This window comes from Paraburkholderia sp. NPDC080076 (assembly GCF_050281145.1).
Classification (GTDB): Bacteria; Pseudomonadota; Gammaproteobacteria; order Burkholderiales; family Burkholderiaceae; genus Paraburkholderia.
In genome coordinates this window covers 372613-395935 of the sequence record NZ_JBNNWQ010000002.1, presented here as the reverse complement: position 1 = coordinate 395935, position 23323 = coordinate 372613, and the positions used below count along the sequence as shown (strand labels likewise).

Below are 23323 nucleotides of genomic sequence, written 5' to 3'. Positions count from 1 at the left end.
GGTGGAGACTAGTTTTTCGGTGTGCGCAACGCGACGAAGTTGGTGACCCGCCGCGCGCCGGCTGCCTTGAGCGTGCGCGCCAGCGCTTCGAGCGTGGCGCCGGTCGTCATCACATCGTCGACGATGCCGACGTGCAGCCCTTGCACGGACCCGGCGACCTTGAAAGCGCGGCCCACGTTCAGGCGGCGGGCGTCGAGATCGAGCCGCGATTGCGGCGCGGTGTGAATCACGCGATTCAGCAAGGTCGCGTCGCTGCGTACATCCAGCGCGCGGGCCAGCGGCACCGCGATTTGCCAAGCCTGGTTGTAGCCGCGCTCGGTGAGACGTTTGCTTGCAAGCGGCACGGGCGCGATCACATCCGGCCATTCAGCAAGGTCTTGCCAGGAGTCCTGTGCAAGACGTGCGAGCCGTTGTGCGAACTCGCGCGCCAGCATCAGCCGGGCGCGGAATTTCAGGCCGAGCGCCAACGTGTCGAGCGGCGCCCGATAGTCGGCGAGGGCAAAGGTCGCGTCGAACGGCGGCGGCTCGCCGATGCAATCCGCACAGCGATATTGCGTGCGCGCCGCCCATCGCGAGCTGGATAAGGGCACCGCGCAGACGGTGCAGCGCAACCGGCTTTCGTTCCAGTAGGCTTCGTCGCAACCGGCGCACAGCGTGGTATGCGACAAATTGCCGCATAACGCGCAGAAGTTCGGCAACGCGGCGTGCATCGCGCGCGGCCAGGCCGATTGCAAGGTGCGCGCGAAACGCGCGAATCTGCCGCCGGAAAATGACGAATTGGGTCGGAATGGCATGATTGGACCGCCCGCGAAGCCTCTCACGCTGAATGGAAGGAAGCGAGCGAGTATACTTCCTGCTCCACGCCAGCACGACACCCATGTCCCCAACTCCCGCTCAATCAGGCCGTCCGGCCTATGATTCCCGGCGTCTCCGGCGGATCTTCGACCGCCGCGCAGCGACGTTCAGCGACGTCGCGTTCCTGCCTCGTGAAATCGCGCAACGCATGCGCGAGCGGCTCGACTACATCAAGGTCACGCCGGCGAGCGTGCTCGACGCCGGCTGCGGTGCGGGCGAAGACATCCCCGCTTTGCGCGAGCGCTTTCCCGAAGCGCCGGTGTTCGGCTCCGACCTGTCGCAAGGCATGCTCACGCGCGCGCTGCAACACGATTCCGGCGACACGAGCTGGCGGCGCTTTCTGCCGGCCTCGCTCGGCAAAGCGCTCGGCGCCCGCGGTCCGCGTTTCGCGCAAGCCGACTTTTCGGCGCTGCCGTTCGCGGCCGGCGCCTTCGAATTCATCTGGTCCAACCTGGCGCTCCATTGGCACTCGCGGCCCGATCTGGTGTTTCCCGAGTGGCAGCGCGTGCTCAAAGTCAACGGCCTGCTGATGTTCAGCACGCTCGGTCCAGACTCGCTCAAGGAATTGCGTGGCGCTTACGCCGAAGTCGAGGCCGCGCACGGCGTTGCCTCGCGCAAGCACGTGATCGACTTTGTCGACATGCACGATCTCGGCGACATGCTGGTCGAAAGCGGCTTCGAGATTCCCGTGATGGACCAGGAAGTGCTCACCATTACTTATAAGTCGCCGCAGTCGCTGCTCGCCGACGTGCGCCGCTGGGGCGCCTATCCGTTCGAGCGCGAAGCGTCGTCGAGCGCCGCCGCGCGCCGGCTGCACAAGGCTTTGCTGGCGGCCCTCGAAGCCCGTCGGCGTGCCGACGGCACGATCGCGCTGACCTTCGAAGTGATCTACGGACACGCATGGAAAGCCGCGCCGCGCACCACGGCGGAAGGTCATGGGATCGTCCGAATCGAGGACATCGGACGCGGTTCGTCGAGGAATCGTTGAGGAATCGACGAGGCGGTAAAGAGGACATCTGTTATGTCTGAAATTACCGCTTCAAAAGACGCGCAAAAGGTGCGTCAAAACGGCGCGGAGGCTTGTCGCGCCTGGCTTGTGGGCCAATAGAGGCTTGCTTGTGGATGCTATGGATCGCGCCTATAATGCGTCAGTTTGTCGCCCGGAGTTCCCACATTTGGGGCGGCAGGCCCGAGGCACAGGGCAGCAAGATAAGATGGCGCAGCGGTGATCGAGCGGCCGGAATAATGGTTGCGAGCAATGGCCGCGGGCGGCGATTGGAGACAATCGGCGGGAGGCAGCGATGGGAGCATCAGATCTGCTGGCGGATTCAGAACCAGTTCTCAAAGACTGGACGATGAAACGCAACTGTTCGATATCGCCGCGGCAGTTCGTATGTTTCTACGTGTCGCTTGCGTTGTTCTCGTTGGCAATTGCTTTCATGCTGGTTCTGGTCGGCGCCTGGCTGGTGTTGCCGTTCACCGGTGTCGAATTGCTGGCGGTGGGCATCGCGTTTGCCATATATGCGCGTCATGCTGTGGATTACGAGCGTATCCGGTTGTTTCAGAACCGGCTCGTCATCGAGCAGGTCAGCGCCGAGCAGCTTACGCAGTTCGAGTTCAATCCGCGCTGGGTGCGGATCGAGGCGGGCGCAACACCGCGTGACCGGATCAAACTGGTCTCGCGCGGGCAGACGATCATGATCGGGCAACATCTCGCGCAGTATCGGCGCGCGCAGTTCGCAGGCGAATTGCGTATGTGGCTCACGCGTTGTTAGGGGCCCCCAAACCTGGCGCTTGGCGCCGGGCCCTCCAAGGGGGAAGAAAACCTGGGGCGACCCAGACGTTTTCTTAGACGCGTGGAGTCGCGCGGCGTTCACGGGGAGCGCGAGGCAACCTGCCAGCGGGGTCGAGGGTTTGAATGGAAATTTTGGGTAAGGAAGCTATGAAAACAATCAAGCGAGCCCTCATGGGCGTGCTGGCGATGAGCGGACTGCTTTTCGCCGGCGCGGCCCTGGCAGTGGGCGATGTTCCGGGCGGCCCTGCCGTCAACGAGATCAATCTCCAGCCGCCTGCGACGAAAATCGCTGAGGAGCTTTTCAGCCTCCACATGTTCATGCTGGTTCTTTGCCTGGTCATCTTCGTCGGCGTGTTCGGCGTGATGTTCTATTCGATCTTTGCGCACCGCAAATCGAAAGGCCACAAAGCTTCCAACTTCCACGAAAGCACCACCGTCGAAATCATCTGGACGATCGTGCCGTTCATCATCGTCGTGCTGATGGCGCTGCCCGCCACCAAGACGGTGGTCGCGATGAAAGACACCACCAACGCCGACGTCACCATCAAGGTCACCGGCTATCAGTGGAAATGGGGCTACGACTACGTGAAGGGCCCGGGCGAAGGCATCAACTTCCTGTCCACGCTGGCCACGCCGCGTGCGGAAACCGATGGCCGCCAGCCGATTTCCACCACGTATCTGCAGGAAGTCGACAATCCGCTGGTCGTCCCGGTCGACAAGAAAATCCGCATCATCACCACCGCGAACGACGTGGTCCACTCCTGGTACGTGCCGGCTTTCGGCGTGAAGCAGGACGCGATTCCGGGCTTCGTGCGCGACACGTGGTTCAAGGCTGAGAAGGTCGGCACGTTCCGCGGCTTCTGTACCGAACTGTGCGGCAAGGAACACGCGTTCATGCCGGTGGTGGTCGAAGTGCTGTCCGCCGACGACTACGCGAAGTGGGTCGACACGCAGAAGAAGAAAATGGCCGCCGGCCAGGACGATCCGAACAAGACCTACACCATGGCCGAGCTGATGGAGCGCGGCGGCAAGGTCTACGCGGCGAACTGCGCGGTCTGCCACCAGCCGACCGGCAAGGGCGCGGGCGCATTCCCGGCGCTCGACGGCAGCAAGATCGCCAACGGCGCGATCGCCGAGCACGTCAGCCTGGTGCTGAAGGGCAAGAACGCGATGCCGTCGTGGGCGCCTACGCTGAACGACGTCGAAATCGCTTCGGTGGTCACGTACGAACGTAACTCGTGGGGCAACCACACCGGCGACATTCTCCAGCCGAAGCAGGTTGCGGACGCCCGTAACGGCAAGCTGCCGGAAGGCGGCAACCATCTGGCCGATGCAGGCGCAGCGGCGAGCGGCGCAGAAGCGGCTTCGGGGGCGGCGGCAGCATCCGGCGCCTCGGGCGCGGCAGCGGCGGCACCGGCAGCTTCGGACAGCGCGGCAACGCAAGCGGCACTGCCGGCGAGCATCTACTTCGAAACCGGCAAGAGCACGTTGCCGGCCGACGCGAAAGCGGCGGTCGACGCGGCTGCGGCCTACGCGAAGGCGCATCCGGACGCGAAATTCACGCTGTCGGGCTTCACCGACGCCACCGGCTCCGCCGACCTCAACGCGAAGCTCGCGAAGAGCCGCGCCGAAGCCGTGCGCGACGCGTTGAAAGCAGCCGGCATTGCCGAAGACCATATTATTTTGAAGAAGCCGGAAACGATCACGGGCGGCAGCGACGCGAAAGAAGCCCGGCGTGTTCAGATCAGCCCGGCTGCCTGACGTGTTCATGGTCAGCACCGCAGTATTCGCTTTAGGAGATTGTCATGTCTAGCATCGGACACGATGTAGTCGCAGGCCACGAACACGTGCACGGCGACCATGCTCACGAAACGCCGCATGGCTGGCGTCGTTGGCTGTTCGCAACCAATCACAAGGACATCGGTACGCTGTACCTGATCTTCTCGTTCACCATGTTCCTCTCCGGGGGCGTGATGGCGCTGATGATCCGTGCCGAACTGTTCGAACCGGGCCTGCAGATCATGCGTCCCGAGTTCTTCAACCAGTTGACCACCATGCACGGCCTGATCATGGTGTTCGGCGCGATCATGCCGGCTTTCGTCGGCTTCGCGAACTGGATGGTGCCGCTGCAGATCGGCGCATCGGACATGGCTTTTGCCCGCATGAACAACTTCAGCTTCTGGCTTCTGCCGGTGGCGGCTGTCCTGCTGGTCGGCTCGTTCTTCTCGCCGGGCGGCGCGACCGCCGCGGGCTGGACGCTCTATGCGCCGCTTTCCACGCAGATGGGCCCGGGTATGGACTTCGCGATTTTCGCGGTTCACTTGATGGGTGCTTCGTCGATCATGGGCGGGATCAACATCGTCGTGACGATCCTGAACATGCGCGCACCCGGCCTCACGCTGATGAAGATGCCGATGTTCGTGTGGACGTGGCTGATCACCGCCTACCTGCTGATCGCCGTGATGCCGGTTCTGGCAGGCGCGATCACCATGGTGCTGTTCGACCGCCACTTCGGCACGTCGTTCTTCAACGCGGCAGGCGGCGGCGACCCGGTCATGTACCAGCACATCTTCTGGTTCTTCGGGCACCCCGAGGTGTACATCATGATCTTGCCGGCGTTCGGGATCGTCTCGCAGGTGATTCCGGCGTTCTCGCGCAAGCCGCTGTTCGGCTATAGCTCGATGGTGTACGCAACCTCGTCGATCGCGATTCTGTCGTTCATGGTGTGGGCGCACCACATGTTCGCGACCGGCATGCCGGTGACGGGCCAGCTGTTCTTCATGTACGCGACCATGCTGATCGCCGTGCCGACGGGCGTGAAGGTGTTCAACTGGGTCGCGACGATGTGGCGCGGTTCGCTGAGCTTCGAAACGCCGATGTTGTTCGCGGTCGGCTTCCTGATCGTGTTCACGTTCGGCGGTCTGTCGGGTCTCATGCTGGCAATGGCCCCGCTCGACATCCAGTATCACGGTACTTATTTCGTCGTCGCGCACTTCCACTACGTGCTGGTGGCGGGCTCGCTCTTCGCGCTGTTCTCCGGCTGGTACTACTGGGCGCCGAAGTGGACCGGCTGGATGTACAACGAAACGCGCGGCAAGATCCACTTCTGGGCATCGCTGTTCTTCTTCAACCTCGCGTTCCTGCCGATGCACTTCGTTGGTCTCGCAGGTATGCCGCGTCGTTATGCTGACTACCCGGCACAGTTCACGGACTGGAACCAGGTCATCTCGATCGGCGCGTTCGGCTTCGGTCTGGCGCAGGTCTACTTCCTGTTCGCGGTTGCACTGCCGGCCTACCGTGGCGGCGGCGAACTCGAAAAGGCGGGCGACAAGCCGTGGGACGGCGCAACGGGCCTCGAATGGACCGTGCCGAGCCCGGCTCCGTTCCACACGTTCGAAAACCCGCCGACCGTCGAATAATCGGTAGTTGGTGAGGTAGCGGGTTCTGGTGCCGCAAGTTATATCGCCACCAGAACCTGACAGCCGCCTAAGCGGTGGCTGTCGACCGGTAGTCACGAAAGCAGGTATTCAGAAAGTCGAGCATGACGCGCAATTCACTGGAAAGACGTACGCCGGAACAGATTCGCGCAGGCAACCGGCGTATCGGATTTGTGATGTTCGTGATCGCCGCGGTCTTTTTCGCGAGCGTCATCATCCATCAGAAGTGGTTTTCCTGACGGACTGATCCAAGTCTGTGTGCAGGTTTGTTGAGGATTGAGATGTCGACGCAACCGCCGGCTCAGGCCGACCGCTCTTTTAACCGTTCGATGCTGATCAAGCTGTTCATCGTCGCGTTGATGATGTTCGGTTTCGGTTTCGCGCTGGTGCCGATGTACCGCGCAATCTGCCAGATCACCGGCATCAACAACCTCGTACAGCGTGACGCCACGGTGCGCGAGGCGAAGAATACGCAGGTCGACATGAGCCGCACGATTTCGATCGAATTCGATGCGAACGCGCGCGGCCCGCTGGGTTTCAAGCCGGAGCAGCGCAGTCTCGACGTGCATCCGGGCGAAGTGACGACGGTGATGTACGAGGTGAGCAACGAACAGGCGCGCACGATTCAGGCGCAAGCCATTCCAAGCTACGCGCCGAAGCAGGCCACCGAGTACTTCAAGAAGATCGAGTGTTTTTGCTTTACGCAGCAGACGTTGACGGCCAATCAGACGAAGCGCCTGCCGGTGGTGTTCGTGGTCGATCCGAAGTTGCCGAAAGACGTGAAAACGATCACGTTGTCGTACACGTTCTTTGAATTGAGTACGCCGGCAGCGGCGACGGCCGGAAGCGCAGCACCCACGGCCAATACGGATACACGCGCGGCGGCCACCGCCGCCAATCCCGCCTGACGGCTCGCGCCGCAGGCGAAGGAAGAAGAAAAGAGATGAGCGATAACGGCGGCAGCCCGCGCAAGAGCAGTTTTGGTCAGTCGATGCGTGCGGTGCTCTGGTCGTTTTTCGGGGTGCGCAAGCGTCGCGATCTGGAGGCGGACGCCACGCAGTTGAACCCGCTGCACGTGATCGCGGCAGCGTTGATCTGCGCGGCAATTTTTATCGTGGTGCTGATTCTGATCGTACGGGCCGTAGTAGGGTGAAGCGCCAGGCGCACACGTAGAATCGGGCGAACAGCGCCCACGAATTAGAGCGAAGCGGTGCGGTATCGACGCGCCGCCGAAGATACAGCCGGAGATTCCGGAACAACTGGACTGAAGTGGAGAATCAAGAATGAGCGGTCAAAACGAGAGCCCGTACTATTTCGTACCGCATCCGTCGCGGCATCCGATTAGCGCCGCCGTTGGGTTGCTGGTCATGCTCGGATCGCTTGCGGCCTGGATCAACGAACATGACTGGGCGCCGATCGGCGTCGTCGCCGGTTTGTTGTGGCTGCTCTTTACGCTGTGGCACTGGTTCGGCGACGCGATCGCCGAGTCGGAAGGCGGCATGTACGGCAAGAACGTCGACAAGTCGTACCGCTGGAGCATGAGCTGGTTCATCTTCTCCGAAGTGATGTTCTTCGGTGCGTTCTTCGGCGCGCTGTTCTATGCGCGTGAGATCGCGCTGCATCAATTGGGCAGCCTCGATTACAAGCTGATCTGGCCGGATTTCTCGGCGGTGTGGCCGAACAACGGTCCGGCAGCGCTGGTTTCGACCTTTAAGTCGATGCAGCCGTGGCCGGTGCCGACCATCAACACGGCGCTGCTGCTGTCCTCGGGCGCGACGCTGACGGTCTCGCACCACGCGTTGCGTGAAGATCATCGCAAGAAAGCGATCATCTGGCTGGCTGCAACGCTCGTGCTCGGCGTCTGCTTCCTGTTCCTGCAAGGCTTTGAATATTTCCACGCGTACAACGAACTGAATCTGACGCTGTCGTCGGGCGTGTATGGTTCGACGTTCTTCCTGCTGACCGGCTTCCACGGCTTCCACGTGTTCCTCGGCGGCACGATGCTGGCGGTCGTGCTGGCGCGTATGATTCGCGGTCACTTCACGGCGGAGCATCACTTCGCGTTCGAAGGCGCGGCCTGGTATTGGCACTTTGTGGACGTCGTGTGGCTCGGGCTGTACGTCGTCGTGTACTGGCTGTAACGCAATCCGGCCTGCGCCGACCGGCAAGCCGGAATGTGTGCAGGCCATGTGCGCCACGCCCTTCGGGGCGCGGCGCGCGAGCAGTATGCAAGACCTATGCAGCGCCGCCCTCGACCCTGTCAGGGCGGCGTTTTGTTTGGCGGCGTGGAGATTTTTCCGCTGGGCTCAGCGCCCGTAAGGAATACCGGTCGACTGAATCCAGCCCATCCAGTGAGCGAACAGGATGAACAGGAACAGCGAGATCGACAGGCCCACCCGCGTGGCGAGCGACCAGACCATCCGCTTGGTTTTGCCCTTGTCATGCATCATGAAGTACAGCGCCGACACCATGCTGGCGATGATCAGGACGAAGGCGATGGGAACGAGAATGTGCATGGAACCGGCTGAAACCAGGAAGCGCAGAGGCAAGACGTTTATTATCGCACCGCGAGCCTGCGTTTGCCGTGCGTTCCCCGTGACGTCGCGGGCGACGTTGGAGCGTGCGCGATGAAGTTCCGCCTCGTTCCCGCGCTGTTGATTCTGCTGGTGATCGTGGTGACGGTGCGGCTAGGTTTCTGGCAGCGCGACCGCGCGCATCAGAAGGAAGCGCTCGAAGCGCACATCACGCAGTTCGAGAACGCGCCCGCGCAAACGGTGAGCGCCGCGCCGGTTCAGTTGAAGGACATCGAGTTTCATCGCGTGAAAGCGCGTGGCAGTTTCGTCGCGGACAAGGTCGTCTACCTCGATAATCGTCCGTATAACGATCAGCCGGGCTTTTACGTCGTGATGCCTTTTAAACTGGCCGACGGCGGTTACGTGCTGGTCAATCGCGGCTGGTTGCCGCGCAATATGAACAACCGCGAGACCATCGCGCCGTACACCACGCCGCAAGGCGACATCGAAATCGAAGGCATTGCGCGGGCCGACGCGTCGCGCGCTTACGAGTTGGGGCAGGGCGGTTCGGCCGAGCATCAACTGATCCGTCAGAATCTGGATGTCGCCGCGTACGCCGCGGAAACCGGCTTGCCGCTGCAATCGTTCGTGATTCAGCAATTGAGCGACGACGGCGACAAGCTGGTGCGCGATTGGCCCGCGCCGACTAGCGGCGTCGAACGCAACTATGGCTACATGTTCCAGTGGTGGGGCATGGCGGCCGCGGCGCTGGTCTTCGGCCTGTATGCCGCACGCCGCGCCGCGAAGAAAGAGCACGCGCCGGGCGTGTAACGCAGCACATGCGGTTTGTGGCCAGGGTTCGAGTCACAAGCCGCGCAAATCATTGATAGAGGTCCAGTAGTGTCGACGCAATCTCCCCGTTCGCCGCAAGCCGGCAAACCCTCAACGTCTCAAGCCACGCCCGGCCAACCCAACGGCAAAGGCTCGTGGCAACGCGGCCGCTGGATGCTGCTGCTAGTGGCGATCATCTGCGCCGCACCGATCGCCGTGTCGTATTTCACGTACTACGTGATCCGGCCGACCGGCGGCACCACGAGCTACGGCACGCTGGTCGAACCGCAACGCCCGATTCCCGATTCGCTCACGGTCACCGGCGAGGATGGCAAGCCCATCAAGTTCGCCACGCTGCGCGGCCACTGGCTGATGATTTCCGTCGACAACAGCGCGTGCGACAAAGCGTGCGTCACCAAGCTCTACTTCATGCGACAAATCCGCGCAGCTCAGGGCCCGGAACGCGAGCGCGTCGTGGAAGTATGGCTGCGCACCGATGCAGGCAACGTCGCGGACGTGATACAAAAGGCCTACCCCGACACCGACATGATGATCGCCGATCCGGCGCAGGTGTCCGCGTGGCTGCCAACGGATAGCGGCACCAAAGTCACTGACCACATTTACCTGGTCGATCCGAACGGCAATCTGATGATGCGTTTCCCGAAAGATCCGAACCCCGGCAAGATCAAAGGCGACCTGACCAAGCTGCTCAAATGGTCGCGCATCGGCTGACGCCGCAATATAGGTAAGAGAGATGTTCGTACTGCAACTGGCTCTGATCGGCTTGTGTATCGCGTTGTTGCCGCTGTCCTACGTGTGGGTCAAGGCCGACGACAACAAATTTCGCAAGCTGGTCTGGCTCACCACCTTCCTCACGCTCGATCTGGTGATGTTCGGCGGCTTTACGCGGCTCACCGATTCCGGGCTTGGCTGTCCGGACTGGCCGGGCTGTTACGGCACATCATCGCCGTTCATCGCGCATGCGGCGATTACGGCCGCACATCAGGCGATGCCCACCGGACCGGTCAGCATGACGAAGGCCTGGATCGAAATGATCCACCGTTACTTCGCGATGGCGATCGGCGTGCTGATCATCGCGCAGACCCTCATCGCGTGGACGGCGCGTATCAAGCGACGCCCGCTGCATGTATCGCCGTGGTGGCCGACCTCGCTGTTGCTGCTGATTCTGGTGCAAGGCGCGTTCGGCGCCTGGACCGTGACGATGAAGCTGCAACCGATCATCGTGACGACACACTTGCTGCTCGGACTCGCGCTACTGGGCACACTCGGCTGGCTGGCCGCGCGGCAAACGCCGTTGCCCGCTTACGAGCCCGAGGCCGCGCGCTGGCGTGCGGCGGCGATCGCGGGTCTCGTGCTGCTGATCGCGCAGATCGCGCTGGGCGGCTGGGTCAGCACGAACTACGCGGTGCTCGCGTGCACGGATTTCCCGACCTGCAACGGCCAATGGGTCCCGCCGATGGATTTCGCGCACGGCTTCCATCTGTGGCGCGCGCTCGGCATGACCGGCGACGGCGACATGATCACGCAGGATGCGCTGGTGGCGATCCACTGGACGCACCGCACGTTCGCCATCGTCGTGGTCGCGTATCTGGCGTGGTTCACGCTCAAACTGCGCCGCTTCGAGTCGCTGCGGCGGCCCGCAAACGGCGTGCTGCTGGTCGTGCTGATCCAGTTCATCACCGGGCTGTCGAACATCGTTCTGCAATGGCCGTTGCCCATTGCGGTCGCGCATAACGGCGGGGCCGCGATCCTGCTGCTTCTGCTCGTTATGTTAAACTTTCGGATCGCTTATAGCCGTCCCGGCCGCGCCGTGCTCCCTGCGCGCGATGCCGCGCCAGCGTGACTCCACATGGACAGCACAACACTCTCCCAAACGCCCGGTAGCCGGGTCTCCCAGTACATCGCCCTGACGAAGCCGCGCGTCACGCAACTCGCCGTGTTCTGCGCCGTCATCGGCATGTTTCTGTCGACGCCTGGCATGGTGCCGTGGACGCCCCTGATCGGCGGCACCGTCGGCATCTGGCTGCTGGCCGGCGCGGCGTTCGCCATCAATTGCCTCGTCGAGCAGAAAATCGACGCCAAGATGCGCCGCACCTCGTGGCGCCCGTCCGCGCGCGGCGAAATCACCACCACGCAGATTCTGCTGTTCTCGGCCGTGCTCGGCGGCCTCGGCATGTGGACGCTCTATACGTTCGCCAATCCGCTCACCATGTGGCTCACGCTGGCCACGTTCGTCGGCTATGCCGTTATCTATACGCTGCTGCTCAAGCCTGCCACGCCGCAGAACATCGTGATCGGCGGCGCCTCGGGCGCCATGCCGCCGGCGCTCGGCTGGGCCGCGGTCACCGGCCACGTGCCCGGCGACGCCTGGATCCTGGTGCTGATCATCTTCGTGTGGACGCCGCCGCATTTCTGGGCGCTCGCGCTGTATCGCCGCAAAGACTACGAAAACGCCGGCCTGCCGATGCTGCCGAACACGCACGGCGAGAAGTACACGCGTCTGCATATTCTGTTGTACACGGTGATCCTGTTCGCGGTCACCATGATGCCCTTCATTTCCGGCATGAGCGGGGTGGTGTACCTCGCGTCGGCCGTGCTGTTGGGCGCCGTATTCCTTGCCTATGCGTGGAAGATCTATCGCGAGTATTCGGACGATCTGGCGCGCAAGACCTTTCGTTATTCGATCGTCTATCTCTCGCTGCTATTCGCCGCGCTGCTGATCGACCACTATGCGCGCGTCCTGATCGGCGCGTAATACCATGCTCAATAACCGCTTCGCGCGCATGGCGCGTGCTGCCGTGATCGCTTGCGCGCTCGGTGGCGCCTTGCTGGTCGCAGGCTGCGGCAAGCAGCCGCCGGCGTTCCAGAATCTCGATATCACGGGCAATACCCAGTTCGGCAGCAACTTCTCGCTGCCCGACACGGCCGGCCACCTCCGCAGCATGGCGGACTACAAAGGCAAGGTCGTGGTGCTGTTCTTCGGCTACACGCATTGCCCGGACGTTTGCCCGACCACGATGGCCGAGCTCTCGCAAGCGTTGCAGCAACTCGGCCCGGAAGACGCGAAGCGCGTGCAGGTGCTGTTCGTCACCGTCGATCCGGATCGTGATACGCCGGCTTTGCTCGCGCAATACGTGCCGGCGTTCAACCCGACGTTCGTCGGCTTGCGTCCGGCCGATCAGGCGCAGCTCACCAAGATCACGAAGGACTTCCGCGTCTACTACGCGAAGGTGCCGGGCAAGACGCCTGACAGCTACACGATGGATCACACGGCCGCGAGCTATGTGTTCGACACGGACGGCAAGCTACGTCTGTTCGCGCGCGACGGCCAAGGCGCAACGCCGTGGGTGCACGACATCAAGCTGCTGCTCGACTGACACGCGCAGCCATAAGGGCGCGTGTCGTATCACGCGCCCGTTTTCAAATTTCCCTGCGCTTCAAGACTCAAGCTGGCATCGGCAAATTCAATCCGGGCGCTAGCCGCGTCGCCTTGAACTCCGTCACCTCGTAACGCGCAAGGTTCTGCTGCGCGAACGGGTCGCTGGCGAGAATCTCGTCCAGCCTGTCGCGCTCGATGCGCACCGCCAGAATGATGCCGCCGTCGCGCGGCACTTTCGGCCCGGCGGCGACGAACACGCCTGCTTCGAACTGCTGCGTCAGAAACGCGCGATGGGCTTCCAGCGCGTCGTCGACGCGTTCGAGCGGTGCGGTGTAGGTAAGGTCGATGACGTACATGGGCGTTCTCTCCGCAATGGAATGTGCCGCTAAAAGGTGCGGCCGCAGCCTCGGATTATCGGTCAGAGAATGATTCAGCGCGTGTGATCTGGCTGCACGCACGCCGCTTTCGCCAGGTGGTTGGTTTCCTTGCAGCGTCTCTCAAGTTGCCCGTTTGTCTTGCCGTTATATCTATAGCAATCGTTTGCGCGCGATACGCAGTCGCGTGCCTGCGACTGCGAACGGAACACGAATCACACGAGAGAGACCACAACAATGAGCAGGATGAGTTTGAATCGCAAACTATGGCTGTCGCTCGCGCTCGTCTGGCTGGGGCTGCTGGGCGTCGGGCTGTGGAGCGCGGTCGAAACGCGCAGCACGATGCTGGCCGAGCGCAAGGCGGGCATGGTGAATCTGGTCGATGCCGCGCAGGGCATCGTGAACGGTTATTACGCGCTTTCGCAAAGCGGCAAGCTGAGCGAGGCCGATGCGCAGCGCGAAGCGCTCGCCCGTCTCTCGACCATGCGCTACGGCGAATCCGGCTACCTGTTCGTGATGGATTCGAAGCCCGTCGTGCTGATGCATCCCACATTGCCGCAAATGACCGGCAAGCCGGTCGGCGACTTCAAGGACCCGGACGGCAAGCTCCTGTACGTGGCGATCGTCGACGCGGCCAAGGCAAGCGGCCGTGGTTTCGCGGAGTATCGCGGACGCCTGCCGCACAGCGAAACGGCCGTGCCGAAGATCAGCTACGTGGTGCGTTTCGCGCCGTGGGACTGGAACATCACGAGCGGCGTGTTCATTAAGGACATCGACACGGTGTACTACGAGACGCTGCTCGGCCACCTGGCCGTGGTGCTGGTGATCGGCGCGATCATCTCGCTGGCGATGGTGCTGATCATCCGCAACGTGCGTGCGAGCCTCGGCGGCGAACCTGACCAGGCGGCGCGGCTCGCGGCAAGTATCGCGCAAGGCGATCTGACGCAGGTGGTCGACGTTCGTCCGCAGGACAAGACCAGCATGATGGCGGCCATGCATGAAATGCAGAACCGTTTGCAGCGGACCATCGGCGAGATTCGTCGCTCGGCCGAATCCATTGCGTCGGCGACGCAGCAGATCGCCGCCGGCAATGGCGATCTGTCGCAGCGCACCGAGCAGCAGGCGGCTTCGTTGCAGGAGACCGCGGCGAGCATGGAAGAACTCACCGCGACGGTCAAGCAGAACGCCGACAACGCGCGGCAGGCGAGCGGACTCGCACATAACGCGTCCGAAATCGCGACGCGCGGCAACGACGTGGTGAGCCGCGTGATCGGTACGATGGGCGAGATCAACGACAGCTCGCGGCAGATCGCGGACATCATCGGCGTGATCGAAGGCATTGCTTTTCAGACCAACATTCTTGCGTTGAACGCGGCCGTGGAAGCGGCGCGCGCCGGTGAGCAGGGCCGTGGTTTCGCGGTCGTCGCGGGCGAGGTGCGCAGCCTCGCGCAGCGCTCGGGAACGGCGGCGAAGGAGATCAAGCAGTTGATCAGCGCGTCGGTGGAACGCGTGCATAACGGCTCGACGCTGGTGCAGCAGGCCGGCACGACGATGGGCGAGATTTTGCAAGCCGTGCAGCGTGTCACCGACATCATGGGCGAGATCGCGGCGGCATCCGAAGAGCAGAGCAGCGGCATTTCGCAAGTCGGGCGCGCCGTCACGCAAATGGATGAGGTGACGCAGCAGAACGCGGCGCTGGTCGAGCAGGCGGCCGCCGCGGCGGCTTCGTTGCAGGATCAGGCGGGGCGTCTGCGTGACACAGTGAGCGCGTTTCGCGTGAATAGTGCGGACGTTGCCGTGCAGAATTCGGCTGCGGTGGCGGCGCGGAGAGTGACGGCTACGGCGACGGCTGCGGCGCCGCAAGCAGCCGCAACGGCGGCGGCAATGCGCGAAATCGGCACGGCACTGCACTCTGCGTCGGCATCGTCGCGCGCGGAGCCGAAGCTGTCGGCTCCCGCCAGAGCGTCCGCCGCGCCGACCTCGGCATCGCCCGCGCATGTGACGAGCGCCAAGCCTGCCGCCTCGACCGCGCCACGCGCATCAACCGTGGCAGTGAAAGCCACTCCGCCCGGCGACGACTGGACCACCTTCTGATTCTCCGCTGCAGCGACCGCGTGCCTCTCATGAGCACGCGGTCCCGCGCCGTTCAACGCGCATAACCATATGCGATCGTGATATTTCCCATCTCGCCGGGACTATGAGACCATTTCAGGTCCAGTCGGCGGCGCATTGTCAAAAGCAATGTCCGCCGTCGGCTTCCACCCGAATCTGACACCGATCAGAAGTCGATGAGCCATCGATCACGTCACCGATCAAGCCGTCGATTAGAAACAAGCGAGAATCACATGCAGCGCAGAAACATCCTCAAAGCCCTCTCGGCAGTCGTCGCCAGCACGGCGATCTTCACCAGCTTCGGCGCGCACGCCGACGACAAAGTCATCAAGGTCGGCACCATCGGCGGCCCGGACGCGCAGATCTGGGAAGTCGTCGCCAAAGTGGCGAAGCGCGAAGGCCTGAACGTGAAGGTCGTCGAATTCAACGACTACGTGCAGCCGAACGCCGCGCTCGACGCCGGCGACCTCGACGCAAACAGCTTCCAGCATCAGCCGTACCTCGATAGCCAGATCAAGCAGCGCGGCTACAAGATCGTCAATGCCGGTCTCACGTACATCTCGCCGCTCGGCATCTACTCGAAGAAGCTGAAGTCGCTGAAGGATCTGCCGCAAGGCGCGAAGGTCGCGGTGCCGAACGATCCGTCGAACGAAAACCGCGCGCTGCTGTTGCTGCAAGCGCAAGGCGTGCTCAAGCTGAAGACCGGCGCGGGCACGAACGGCAATAACGCGACGCCGCTCGACGTCGCCGACAATCCGAAGAAAATCAAACTGGTCGAACTCGACGCCGCGCAATTGCCGCGCTCGCTGTCGGACGTCGACGCCGCCGCGATCAACACGAACTTCGCGTTGGCCGCCGGCCTGCAGCCGACCAAAGATGCGATCGCGCTCGAAGACGTGCATAGCCCGTACGCGAACCTGATCGCCGTGCGCACGCAGGACAAGGACAAGCCGTGGGTCAAGAAGCTGGTGGCCGCTTACCAGTCGGAAGACGTGCGCCAGTTCATCAAGACGCAGTTCAAGGGTTCGGTGGTGCCGTCGTTCTAAGCGGCGACGCTTGCTACAAGCCTAATTCCCATCGCTCGATCATCAGGTCCTTGCCGAAACGGCGCTCAGCCGCCGTGCCGGCGAGCCTGAACCCGGTGCGCTCGCACAGGCGCCGTGGTTGTTCGAGCGAGGCGGCCGTTGTCAGCGTGAGCTTCGTATAGCCCGCGCGCCTCGCAAAGCGCACGCATTCGCTCAGCAACTGCGTGCCGATCCCCAGCCGCTGCACATCTGGCTCGACCCACAGCAGCCGCACGCCGGCCACTGTCGTCGACACGCCGACGATGCAGACCGACCCGACCACCATGCCTTCCTGATCGGCGACCCAGCACATCTCCCGCACCGGATCGTTGCGTTGCGTGTAATCGGCGACGACCCGCGCGAGCAATCCCTCGAACGATGGATCCCAGTCGTATTGCGCGGCGAACCATTGCGCCTGCCGATGCACGAGCCAGCCGCATTCACCTGGGCGCGGCTGGCGGAGCACCACGAGTTCGTGCCTCGGCTTGTCGCCGAGCAGCCGCTCGATGGTCTTCATCGCGGTGATCAACTGATCCTGGGAGAGAGCCGTGAGGCCGGAAAGCAGTATCGACACTTCTTCGATCGCCGCGTTATCGAGCGGTGCGTACGCGGCGTGGCCGCTGTCCGTGAGCGCGATCAGCGACTGGCGCGCGTCCGTCTCGGACGGGCGGCGCGTGATCAGATCGCGTCGTTCGAAGCTGGTCAGCAGACGGCTGAGATAACCGCTGTCGAGACCGAGGGAACGCCCGAGCACCGAGGCCGTTTGAGGACGTCCGCGGGAGAGCTCGTGCAGTACGCGCACCTCGGTCAATGAGAACGCGCTCTTTGCCAAATGCTCATGCAGTGCGCCAATGTGTCGGGTATAGAAGCGGTTGAAATGGCGGACGGCCTGAGCGCGCCTCAGCGCCTCGGAATCTGTCAAATGCTGCTCCCAGGGGATTGTTATAGCTTGCTACTCAGCACTATATTGGAACGCACCCCATTACAAAAGCCACGCCGGCAAAGGCTTGATCGGCACTGGTATTAAAAAGGTATCGATCGCGGCGGCGTGTCAGCGTACTGAAACCCCGCTTAAAGCCGGTCAGATGCCTTCCTGAAGCCCAATACGGGTAAATCCTGGGCTCCAAAAAACCCTCTCCAGCGCCTGCGAATGCCCCTCTAAGCCTTATTCAGCAAGGCTTTGCGCCAAATCATACCAGCATGGAACCAGTTGATTGACTGGTATTATGTTGGTTATATAATGGGCTCTCATTTTTCGTAGGCCTACCTTTTCGCGAAGGCCGCCGGAGCCCCATGGAAACTCGCTGGTCCGCACTGATGCCTGACGCCCGCAACGTCACGCCGCTCTATTTGCAGCTCGCGCGCAATCTTGCGACAGCGATTCACTGCGGCGTGTGGTCGGCCGGTGAGGCGCTGCCCTCGGAGCGCACGCTCTCGGACGCGATCGGCGTGTCGCGCATCACGGCGCGCAAGGCGATCGAGTTGCTGGTCGAGCAAGGGTTGATCCGGCGCGCTCGCGGCGCAGGCAGCTTCATTACGCCGCGCGTCGAAGACCCGCTTTCGCGGCTCACCGGCTTCACGAAGAAGATGCAGCAGCGCGGTTTCCGGCCGGATTCGGTGTGGCTCGAGCGCGATATCCGCGCCGCCAACCGTGACGAACTGGTGCACCTCGGCCTGTCGCCCGGCGCGGCGGTGACGAGTCTGCGGCGCCTGCGGCGCGCGGACGGCATCGTCATGGCGGTCGAGCATTCGGCCTTGCCGGCGGCGATCGTGCCCGATCCGCACGCCATCGGCGACTCGCTTTACAGCTATCTCGAACGCCGTGGCGCCGCCGTCGTGCGCGCCTTGCAACACTTCCGCGCGGTCAACGCTTCGAGCGAGATCGCTTCGTTGATGGACATCGAACCGCGCTCGGCGCTGCTGGTCATTACCCGTATCGGCTATAGCGCCGACCAGCGCGCAATCGAACTGACCGACACCTATTGCCGCGACGATTACTACGACTTTGTCGCTGAATTGCGCACCTGAACTGCTCGACCGGGCAGAGCGCGAAGCCCGCAAGTTCAGGTGCGGCGCCGCCGTCAGGCGCCATTCAGTCACGCCCCGTATCACGCCTCACCAGAGAGACTCATGCTGACCGGAAACATACTCACCACCGATGGGTGGATTCACGGCACGCTCGAATACGAAAACGGCCGCATCACGGCGCTCACCGGCGAACGCGTCGATCCGTCGACGAACGACGCGCCGTACATTCTGCCCGGCTTCATCGATCTGCACGTGCATGGCGGCGGCGGGTCCGACGTGATGGAAGGCGGCAACGCGATCGAAACCATCACGCGCACGCATGCGCGTTACGGCACGACCAGCCTGCTCGCCACCACCATGACCGCGCCGCGCGACGAACTGATGAGCGTCGTCGCTGAGTTGGGCAACAACGCGCGGATTCGCACGCCCGGCGGCGCGCGCGTGCTCGGCGTGCATCTGGAAGGGCCGTACATCAACCCCGGCAAGCTCGGCGCGCAACCAGACGCGGCGGTCTCCGCGGTGATGGACGAAGTGCTGAAGTATCTGTCCATCGCGCCGATTCGCGTGGTCACGCTGGCGCCGGAAATTGCCGGCCATATGGAGATCATCTCCGAAATGGCGGCGCGCGGCGTGCGCGTGCAACTGGGCCATTCGCTCGGCACTTACGACGATGCCGTCGCCGCGCTCAAGCACGGCGCCTGCGGCTTCACGCATCTGTTCAACGCCATGTCGCCGCTGCACCATCGCAATCCAGGCCTCGTCGGCGCGGCGCTCGCGCACGCCGAGTTCGCCGAAATCATTCCCGATCTGCTGCACGTCCATCCTGGGGCGATCCGCGCGGCCTTGCGCGCGATTCCGCGTCTCTATGTGGTCACGGACAGCACCTCGGCCACCGGCATGCCCGACGGCGAATACCGCCTCGGCAGCCAGCATGTGACGAAGTGCCTCGGCGGCGTGCGTCTCGCCGACGGCACGCTCGCCGGCAGCACCCTGACCATGGATCAGGCGCTGCGCAATCTTGTGTCGATCGGCTTGCCGATCGCCGATGTATCGAACCGTTTGTCGCGCTACGCCGCCGACTACCTGGGCATTGAAGACCGCGGCCGCATCGCGCGCGGTGCATGGGCCGATGTGGTCGTGTTCGATCGTGAACTGGCGTTGACCGCGACTTACGTCGAAGGAGAAGCAATTGTCGAATATGCTTAAAGAGGCGCTGGCGTCCGCTGAAACGGTCGCCGCGCAACTCACGGACACCTCGCGCGTCGAGGCGCTGGCGGCGAAGCTCGCCCAGCAGCCGCGCCATGTCGCGCTGACGGTCGCGCGCGGCAGCTCCGACCATGCGGCGAGCTACTTCGCCAGCCTGACGATGAGCCGCCTCGGCGTGCCGGTCGCCTCGCTGCCGATGTCGGTCGCCACGCTGCAACAGGCGCCGCTGCAGGTGCGCGATCAACTCGCGCTGGCGTTCTCGCAATCGGGTAAGAGCCCTGACCTGGTCGGCACCATGGAAGCGCTGCGCCAAGCCGGCGCGCTGACCGTTGCCGCCGTGAACGTGTCGGGCTCACCCTTGGCCGACGCGTGCGAATTCGAGCTGCCGCTCGAAGCCGGTCCGGAACTGAGCGTCGCGGCCACCAAGAGCTATATCGCGATGCTGTCGATTTCCGCGCAGCTCGTCGCGCATTGGCAGCAGGACGCCGAATTGCTCGCTGCGTTGAAGACGCTGCCCGAAGCACTGCGTGCCGCCGGTGAACTCGACTGGTCGGCAGCCGTGGAGGAATTGCGCGGCGTCGAGCGGATGATCGTGATCGGCCGCGGTCTGGGTCTTGCCATTGCGCAGGAAGCCGCGCTGAAACTGAAGGAAACCTCCGGCATTCAGGGCGAAGCGTTTTCGAGCGCGGAAGTGCGTCACGGTCCGATGGAACTGATCGATCGCGACTATCCGCTGCTGGTCTTCGCACCGCGCGGGCCCGAGCAGGCCGGCTTGCTGCAACTCGCGCGCGATATGAAGGCGCGCGGCGCCCGCGTTCTGCTCGCAGCGCCGGCCGACGTGCCGGAAGCCACGCTGCCGCTTGCCCCCACCGCTCATGCGGCGCTCGATCCGATCGCCGCAATCCTGTCCTTTTACGTGATGGCCGCCGGCCTTGCCGCCGCGCGCGGGCGCAATCCCGATGCGCCGCGCCATCTCAACAAAGTCACCGAAACTCACTGACGAGAAATCAGATGCGACGTGTCGAGGAGTCCCGCTTGATGAGCCATTCTGAAGGCCATATTGTTTTACTCGCGCCCATGACCGGTCCGGTCGTGCCGCTCGCGAATGTGCCCGACCCTGTGTTTTCGGGCGGCATGTTCGGCGACGGCATCGGCATCGATCCGCTCGAGGGCCGACTCGTCGCGCCGTGCGACGGTACCGTCACCCATCTCGCGCGCACCGGTCATGCCGTGACGCTGGCCACGGCCGAAGGCGCCGAAATTCTGCTGCATATCGGTATCGATACGGTCGAACTGAACGGCAAGGGCTTTGCGCCGATGGTCGCTCAAGGCGCTCACGTGCGCGCTGGCGATGTGCTGATCGAATTCGATCAGGATCAGGTCGCGTTGAATGCGCCGAGCCTCGTGTCGGTGATCGCGATCGCCAATTCGGATGCGTTCGAGATCGTCGAACGTGTGCAAGGCGGCTTGCTGAAGGCGGGTGAAACGCCGTTGCTGGTGCTGCGTGCGCGCGGCGGCGCCGCGGCCGAAGCCTCGCGCGAGGCGAGTGCAACGAACGTGACGGAAGAAGCGCGTCAGCAGGTCACGCTGGTTCACGCAGGCGGTCTGCATGCACGCCCGGCGGCGCGTGCACGTGAAGCGGCACGCGGCTTCGACGCACGCGTCGAAGTGCGTTACGAAGGACGCAAGGCGGCGATCGAAAGCGTGGTCGGTTTGCTGGGCCTTGGCGCAGGTGAAGGCGCGACCATCGAGTTGCTCGGCGTTGGCCCGCAAGCAAAGGCCGCAATCGAGGCGATCGCGCATGAACTGACGCGCGAAGCGCACGGCGAAGTCGAAGAAAAACCGGCGCGCCAAAGCTCGCCGGCGCCGCAGGCCGTCGCGCGTCCGGCGGGCGAGCCGCTCGCGCCGAATACACTCGCCGGCGTCTGCGCGGCGCCGGGCGTCGCGGTCGGCAAGCTGGTGCGCTGGGACGACGCGGACATCGATCCGCCCGAAAAAGCGAACGGCACGTCGGCTGCGGAGAGCCGTCTGCTCGACAAGGCGATTGCCACGGTCGATGCGGACCTCGGCACGACCGTACGCGACGCCTCGCAACGCGGCGCGGTTGGCGAAGCGGGCATTTTCGCGGTGCATCGCGTGCTGCTCGAAGATCCGACGCTGCTCGACGCCGCGCGCGATCTGATCAGCCTCGGCAAGAGCGCCGGTTTTGCGTGGCGCGAAGCGATCCGCGCACAGATCGCAATCTTGACGAATATCGAAGACGCGTTGCTCGCGGAACGCGCCGCCGATCTGCGGGACATTGAAAAGCGCGTGCTGCGCGCGCTGGGTTACACAAACGCCGCAGCGCGCACGTTGCCGGAAGAGGCCGTGCTGGCGGCTGAAGAGTTCACGCCGTCGGATCTGTCCACGCTGGATCGCTCACGTGTTACCGCCTTGGTGATGGCGCGCGGTGGCGCGACCTCGCATGCGGCGATTCTCGCGCGTCAGGCCGGTATTCCCGCGCTGGTGGCAGTCGGCGACGCGTTGCATGCGATTCCCGAAGGCACGCAAGTGGTAGTGAACGCCACGACCGGCCGCCTCGAATTCGCGCCGACCGAACTCGATGTCGAACGCGCACGCACCGAGCGCACTCGCCTCGCCGATGTGCGCGAAGCAAATCGCCGCACCTCGCAGCAAGCGGCGGCCACGTCCGATGGCCGCGCGATCGAAGTGGCCGCGAACATCGCCACGCTCGACGACGCGAAGACCGCCGTCGAAAACGGCGCCGATTCCGTCGGCCTGTTGCGCACCGAACTGCTGTTCATTCACCGCGCCGCTGCGCCGACCACGGACGAACATCGTCAGAGCTACCAGGGAATCGTCGACGCATTGAGCGGCCGCACCGCGATCATCCGCACGCTGGATGTCGGCGCGGACAAGGAAGTCGACTATCTGACGCTGCCGCCCGAACCGAATCCCGCGCTCGGCTTGCGCGGCATCCGACTCGCGCAAGTGCGCCCGGATCTGCTCGACGATCAGTTGCGCGGCCTGTTGGCGGTGCAGCCGCTCGGCGCCGTGCGCATCCTGCTGCCGATGGTGACCGACGTCGGCGAATTGATCCGTATCCGCAAGCGTATCGACGAATTCGCGCGCGAGTCGGGCCGCACGGAGCCGATCGAAGTCGGCGTGATGATCGAAGTGCCGTCGGCGGCGCTGCTTGCCGATCAACTGTCGCAACACGCGGATTTCCTCTCGATCGGCACCAACGATCTGACGCAATACACGCTCGCCATGGACCGTTGCCAGGCCGACCTCGCCGCCCAGGCGGACGGCTTGCATCCGGCTGTGCTGCGGTTGATCGCGGCCACCGTGCAAGGCGCGAACAAGCACGGCAAATGGGTCGGCGTGTGCGGCGCGCTGGCGGGCGACCCGCTCGCCGTGCCGCTGCTGGTCGGCCTTGGCGTGACCGAGCTTTCGGTGGACCCGGTGTCGGTGCCGGGCATCAAGGCGCGGGTGCGCAACCTCGATTATCAGCTGTGCCGTCAACGCGCCCAGGATGCCCTGGCGCTCGAATCGGCGCAGGCGGTAAGAGCAGCAAGCCGCGAAACCTGGCCTTTGGACTGAACCCCATACGGTCCGCAGCCAGCTTCGCTCAGTCATTACTCATAGCTACAAAACTCAACGACGCCGTTTAATCACGGCGTTCAACAAAGAGACAAGGATTGGAGG

The 23323-nt window shown here is 63.6% G+C and carries 23 protein-coding genes; 19 read left to right on the top strand and 4 right to left on the bottom strand.

The window, feature by feature from the left end; genetic code table 11:
- Nucleotides 1-8: 8 nt before the first annotated feature.
- Entirely contained in the window at nt 9-794 is a 786-nt protein-coding gene (locus ACQKRQ_RS09150; RefSeq protein ID WP_427476468.1) for a phosphoribosyltransferase family protein, read from the bottom strand.
- A gap of 83 nt (nt 795-877) precedes the next feature.
- Between ACQKRQ_RS09150 and ACQKRQ_RS09145 the strand changes: the two genes are divergently transcribed.
- The 8 genes from ACQKRQ_RS09145 (at nt 878) to ACQKRQ_RS09110 (ending at nt 8228) form a co-directional block, all read left to right on the top strand.
- The gene (locus ACQKRQ_RS09145; protein WP_427476467.1) at nt 878-1843 is read left to right on the top strand and encodes a methyltransferase domain-containing protein; all 966 of its coding nucleotides are present in this window, start codon (nt 878-880) and stop codon (nt 1841-1843) included.
- Between the two features lie 313 nt (nt 1844-2156).
- Nucleotides 2157-2630 carry a DUF2244 domain-containing protein gene (locus tag ACQKRQ_RS09140; protein ID WP_132376156.1) on the top strand — a complete coding sequence of 158 codons (474 nt, stop codon included), beginning with the start codon at nt 2157-2159 and terminating at the stop codon, nt 2628-2630.
- Nucleotides 2631-2773: 143 nt separating this feature from the next.
- A complete protein-coding gene (gene coxB / locus ACQKRQ_RS09135; RefSeq protein ID WP_427476465.1) occupies nt 2774-4411 on the top strand; it encodes a cytochrome c oxidase subunit II in 1638 nt (545 codons plus the stop codon).
- Nucleotides 4412-4455: 44 nt separating this feature from the next.
- Complete coding sequence (gene ctaD / locus ACQKRQ_RS09130; protein WP_106282189.1) at nt 4456-6069, top strand: cytochrome c oxidase subunit I; 1614 nt, start codon at nt 4456-4458, stop codon at nt 6067-6069.
- Between the two features lie 122 nt (nt 6070-6191).
- Nucleotides 6192-6326, top strand: a complete 135-nt coding sequence (locus ACQKRQ_RS09125; protein ID WP_243658215.1) for a cytochrome oxidase small assembly protein — start codon at nt 6192-6194, stop codon at nt 6324-6326.
- Between the two features lie 42 nt (nt 6327-6368).
- On the top strand, nt 6369-6995 hold the full coding sequence (locus ACQKRQ_RS09120) for a cytochrome c oxidase assembly protein (RefSeq protein WP_132376154.1): 627 nt from the start codon (nt 6369-6371) through the stop codon (nt 6993-6995).
- 35 nt (nt 6996-7030) lie between these two features.
- Nucleotides 7031-7240: a DUF2970 domain-containing protein gene (locus ACQKRQ_RS09115; protein WP_132376153.1), complete on the top strand. Its 210-nt coding sequence runs from the start codon at nt 7031-7033 to the stop codon at nt 7238-7240.
- Nucleotides 7241-7370: 130 nt separating this feature from the next.
- Nucleotides 7371-8228 (top strand): cytochrome c oxidase subunit 3, encoded by an 858-nt coding sequence (locus tag ACQKRQ_RS09110; protein WP_132376152.1) that lies wholly within the window; start codon nt 7371-7373, stop codon nt 8226-8228.
- A gap of 165 nt (nt 8229-8393) precedes the next feature.
- On the opposite strand, the gene ACQKRQ_RS09105 is transcribed toward ACQKRQ_RS09110, so the two are convergent.
- Nucleotides 8394-8603 carry a twin transmembrane helix small protein gene (locus ACQKRQ_RS09105; RefSeq protein WP_007179452.1) on the bottom strand — a complete coding sequence of 70 codons (210 nt, stop codon included), beginning with the start codon at nt 8601-8603 and terminating at the stop codon, nt 8394-8396.
- 111 nt (nt 8604-8714) lie between these two features.
- Between ACQKRQ_RS09105 and ACQKRQ_RS09100 the strand changes: the two genes are divergently transcribed.
- The 5 genes from ACQKRQ_RS09100 (at nt 8715) to ACQKRQ_RS09080 (ending at nt 12829) form a co-directional block, all read left to right on the top strand.
- On the top strand, nt 8715-9431 hold the full coding sequence (locus ACQKRQ_RS09100; protein ID WP_427476461.1) for an SURF1 family protein: 717 nt from the start codon (nt 8715-8717) through the stop codon (nt 9429-9431).
- A 69-nt stretch (nt 9432-9500) separates the two neighbouring features.
- A complete protein-coding gene (locus ACQKRQ_RS09095) occupies nt 9501-10163 on the top strand; it encodes an SCO family protein (RefSeq protein ID WP_408178259.1) in 663 nt (220 codons plus the stop codon).
- A 22-nt stretch (nt 10164-10185) separates the two neighbouring features.
- Nucleotides 10186-11295 carry a COX15/CtaA family protein gene (locus ACQKRQ_RS09090; protein WP_427476459.1) on the top strand — a complete coding sequence of 370 codons (1110 nt, stop codon included), beginning with the start codon at nt 10186-10188 and terminating at the stop codon, nt 11293-11295.
- A gap of 6 nt (nt 11296-11301) precedes the next feature.
- Nucleotides 11302-12207, top strand: a complete 906-nt coding sequence (gene cyoE, locus ACQKRQ_RS09085) for a heme o synthase (protein ID WP_132376148.1) — start codon at nt 11302-11304, stop codon at nt 12205-12207.
- Between the two features lie 4 nt (nt 12208-12211).
- Nucleotides 12212-12829 (top strand): SCO family protein, encoded by a 618-nt coding sequence (locus tag ACQKRQ_RS09080; protein WP_132376147.1) that lies wholly within the window; start codon nt 12212-12214, stop codon nt 12827-12829.
- Between the two features lie 67 nt (nt 12830-12896).
- Here the strand turns inward: ACQKRQ_RS09080 and ACQKRQ_RS09075 are convergent, their stop codons facing one another.
- The gene (locus ACQKRQ_RS09075; protein ID WP_408178262.1) at nt 12897-13187 is read right to left on the bottom strand and encodes a YciI family protein; all 291 of its coding nucleotides are present in this window, start codon (nt 13185-13187) and stop codon (nt 12897-12899) included.
- A 255-nt stretch (nt 13188-13442) separates the two neighbouring features.
- On the opposite strand from ACQKRQ_RS09075, the gene ACQKRQ_RS09070 reads away from it, so the two are divergent.
- Nucleotides 13443-15299 carry a methyl-accepting chemotaxis protein gene (locus ACQKRQ_RS09070; protein ID WP_427476456.1) on the top strand — a complete coding sequence of 619 codons (1857 nt, stop codon included), beginning with the start codon at nt 13443-13445 and terminating at the stop codon, nt 15297-15299.
- A 251-nt stretch (nt 15300-15550) separates the two neighbouring features.
- Complete coding sequence (locus ACQKRQ_RS09065) at nt 15551-16363, top strand: MetQ/NlpA family ABC transporter substrate-binding protein (protein WP_427476454.1); 813 nt, start codon at nt 15551-15553, stop codon at nt 16361-16363.
- Nucleotides 16364-16376: 13 nt separating this feature from the next.
- Here ACQKRQ_RS09065 and ACQKRQ_RS09060 read toward each other — a convergent pair whose 3' ends face one another.
- Complete coding sequence (locus tag ACQKRQ_RS09060; RefSeq protein WP_408178264.1) at nt 16377-17303, bottom strand: bifunctional helix-turn-helix transcriptional regulator/GNAT family N-acetyltransferase; 927 nt, start codon at nt 17301-17303, stop codon at nt 16377-16379.
- Between the two features lie 371 nt (nt 17304-17674).
- Here ACQKRQ_RS09060 and ACQKRQ_RS09055 point away from each other — a divergent pair, with 371 nt between their 5' ends.
- The 4 genes from ACQKRQ_RS09055 (at nt 17675) to ptsP (ending at nt 23218) form a co-directional block, all read left to right on the top strand.
- Nucleotides 17675-18409 (top strand): GntR family transcriptional regulator, encoded by a 735-nt coding sequence (locus tag ACQKRQ_RS09055; protein ID WP_132376142.1) that lies wholly within the window; start codon nt 17675-17677, stop codon nt 18407-18409.
- Between the two features lie 102 nt (nt 18410-18511).
- Nucleotides 18512-19615, top strand: coding sequence for an N-acetylglucosamine-6-phosphate deacetylase (gene nagA / locus ACQKRQ_RS09050; protein ID WP_132376141.1), 1104 nt, complete (start codon nt 18512-18514; stop codon nt 19613-19615).
- Nucleotides 19608-20615 (top strand): SIS domain-containing protein, encoded by a 1008-nt coding sequence (locus ACQKRQ_RS09045; RefSeq protein ID WP_427477154.1) that lies wholly within the window; start codon nt 19608-19610, stop codon nt 20613-20615. Before nagA ends, ACQKRQ_RS09045 begins: the two co-directional genes overlap by 8 nt.
- Nucleotides 20616-20653: 38 nt before the next feature.
- Nucleotides 20654-23218, top strand: a complete 2565-nt coding sequence (gene ptsP, locus ACQKRQ_RS09040) for a phosphoenolpyruvate--protein phosphotransferase (RefSeq protein WP_207915658.1) — start codon at nt 20654-20656, stop codon at nt 23216-23218.
- Nucleotides 23219-23323 lie beyond the last annotated feature (105 nt).

Coding starts and splice junctions, on each gene's coding strand:
- ACQKRQ_RS09120 (WP_132376154.1), top strand. CDS start 6,369: ATGTCGACGCAACCGCCGGCTCAGGCCGACCGCTCTTTTAACCGTTCG.
- ACQKRQ_RS09070 (WP_427476456.1), top strand. CDS start 13,443: ATGAGCAGGATGAGTTTGAATCGCAAACTATGGCTGTCGCTCGCGCTC.
- ACQKRQ_RS09075 (WP_408178262.1), bottom strand. CDS start 13,187: ATGTACGTCATCGACCTTACCTACACCGCACCGCTCGAACGCGTCGAC.
- ACQKRQ_RS09055 (WP_132376142.1), top strand. CDS start 17,675: ATGGAAACTCGCTGGTCCGCACTGATGCCTGACGCCCGCAACGTCACG.
- cyoE (WP_132376148.1), top strand. CDS start 11,302: ATGGACAGCACAACACTCTCCCAAACGCCCGGTAGCCGGGTCTCCCAG.
- ACQKRQ_RS09145 (WP_427476467.1), top strand. CDS start 878: ATGTCCCCAACTCCCGCTCAATCAGGCCGTCCGGCCTATGATTCCCGG.
- ACQKRQ_RS09080 (WP_132376147.1), top strand. CDS start 12,212: ATGCTCAATAACCGCTTCGCGCGCATGGCGCGTGCTGCCGTGATCGCT.
- ACQKRQ_RS09110 (WP_132376152.1), top strand. CDS start 7,371: ATGAGCGGTCAAAACGAGAGCCCGTACTATTTCGTACCGCATCCGTCG.
- coxB (WP_427476465.1), top strand. CDS start 2,774: ATGGAAATTTTGGGTAAGGAAGCTATGAAAACAATCAAGCGAGCCCTC.
- ACQKRQ_RS09045 (WP_427477154.1), top strand. CDS start 19,608: ATGCTTAAAGAGGCGCTGGCGTCCGCTGAAACGGTCGCCGCGCAACTC.
- ACQKRQ_RS09140 (WP_132376156.1), top strand. CDS start 2,157: ATGGGAGCATCAGATCTGCTGGCGGATTCAGAACCAGTTCTCAAAGAC.
- nagA (WP_132376141.1), top strand. CDS start 18,512: ATGCTGACCGGAAACATACTCACCACCGATGGGTGGATTCACGGCACG.
- ACQKRQ_RS09115 (WP_132376153.1), top strand. CDS start 7,031: ATGAGCGATAACGGCGGCAGCCCGCGCAAGAGCAGTTTTGGTCAGTCG.
- ACQKRQ_RS09065 (WP_427476454.1), top strand. CDS start 15,551: ATGCAGCGCAGAAACATCCTCAAAGCCCTCTCGGCAGTCGTCGCCAGC.
- ACQKRQ_RS09150 (WP_427476468.1), bottom strand. CDS start 794: ATGCCATTCCGACCCAATTCGTCATTTTCCGGCGGCAGATTCGCGCGT.
- ACQKRQ_RS09090 (WP_427476459.1), top strand. CDS start 10,186: ATGTTCGTACTGCAACTGGCTCTGATCGGCTTGTGTATCGCGTTGTTG.
- ACQKRQ_RS09105 (WP_007179452.1), bottom strand. CDS start 8,603: ATGCACATTCTCGTTCCCATCGCCTTCGTCCTGATCATCGCCAGCATG.
- ctaD (WP_106282189.1), top strand. CDS start 4,456: ATGTCTAGCATCGGACACGATGTAGTCGCAGGCCACGAACACGTGCAC.
- ACQKRQ_RS09125 (WP_243658215.1), top strand. CDS start 6,192: ATGACGCGCAATTCACTGGAAAGACGTACGCCGGAACAGATTCGCGCA.
- ACQKRQ_RS09100 (WP_427476461.1), top strand. CDS start 8,715: ATGAAGTTCCGCCTCGTTCCCGCGCTGTTGATTCTGCTGGTGATCGTG.
- ptsP (WP_207915658.1), top strand. CDS start 20,654: ATGAGCCATTCTGAAGGCCATATTGTTTTACTCGCGCCCATGACCGGT.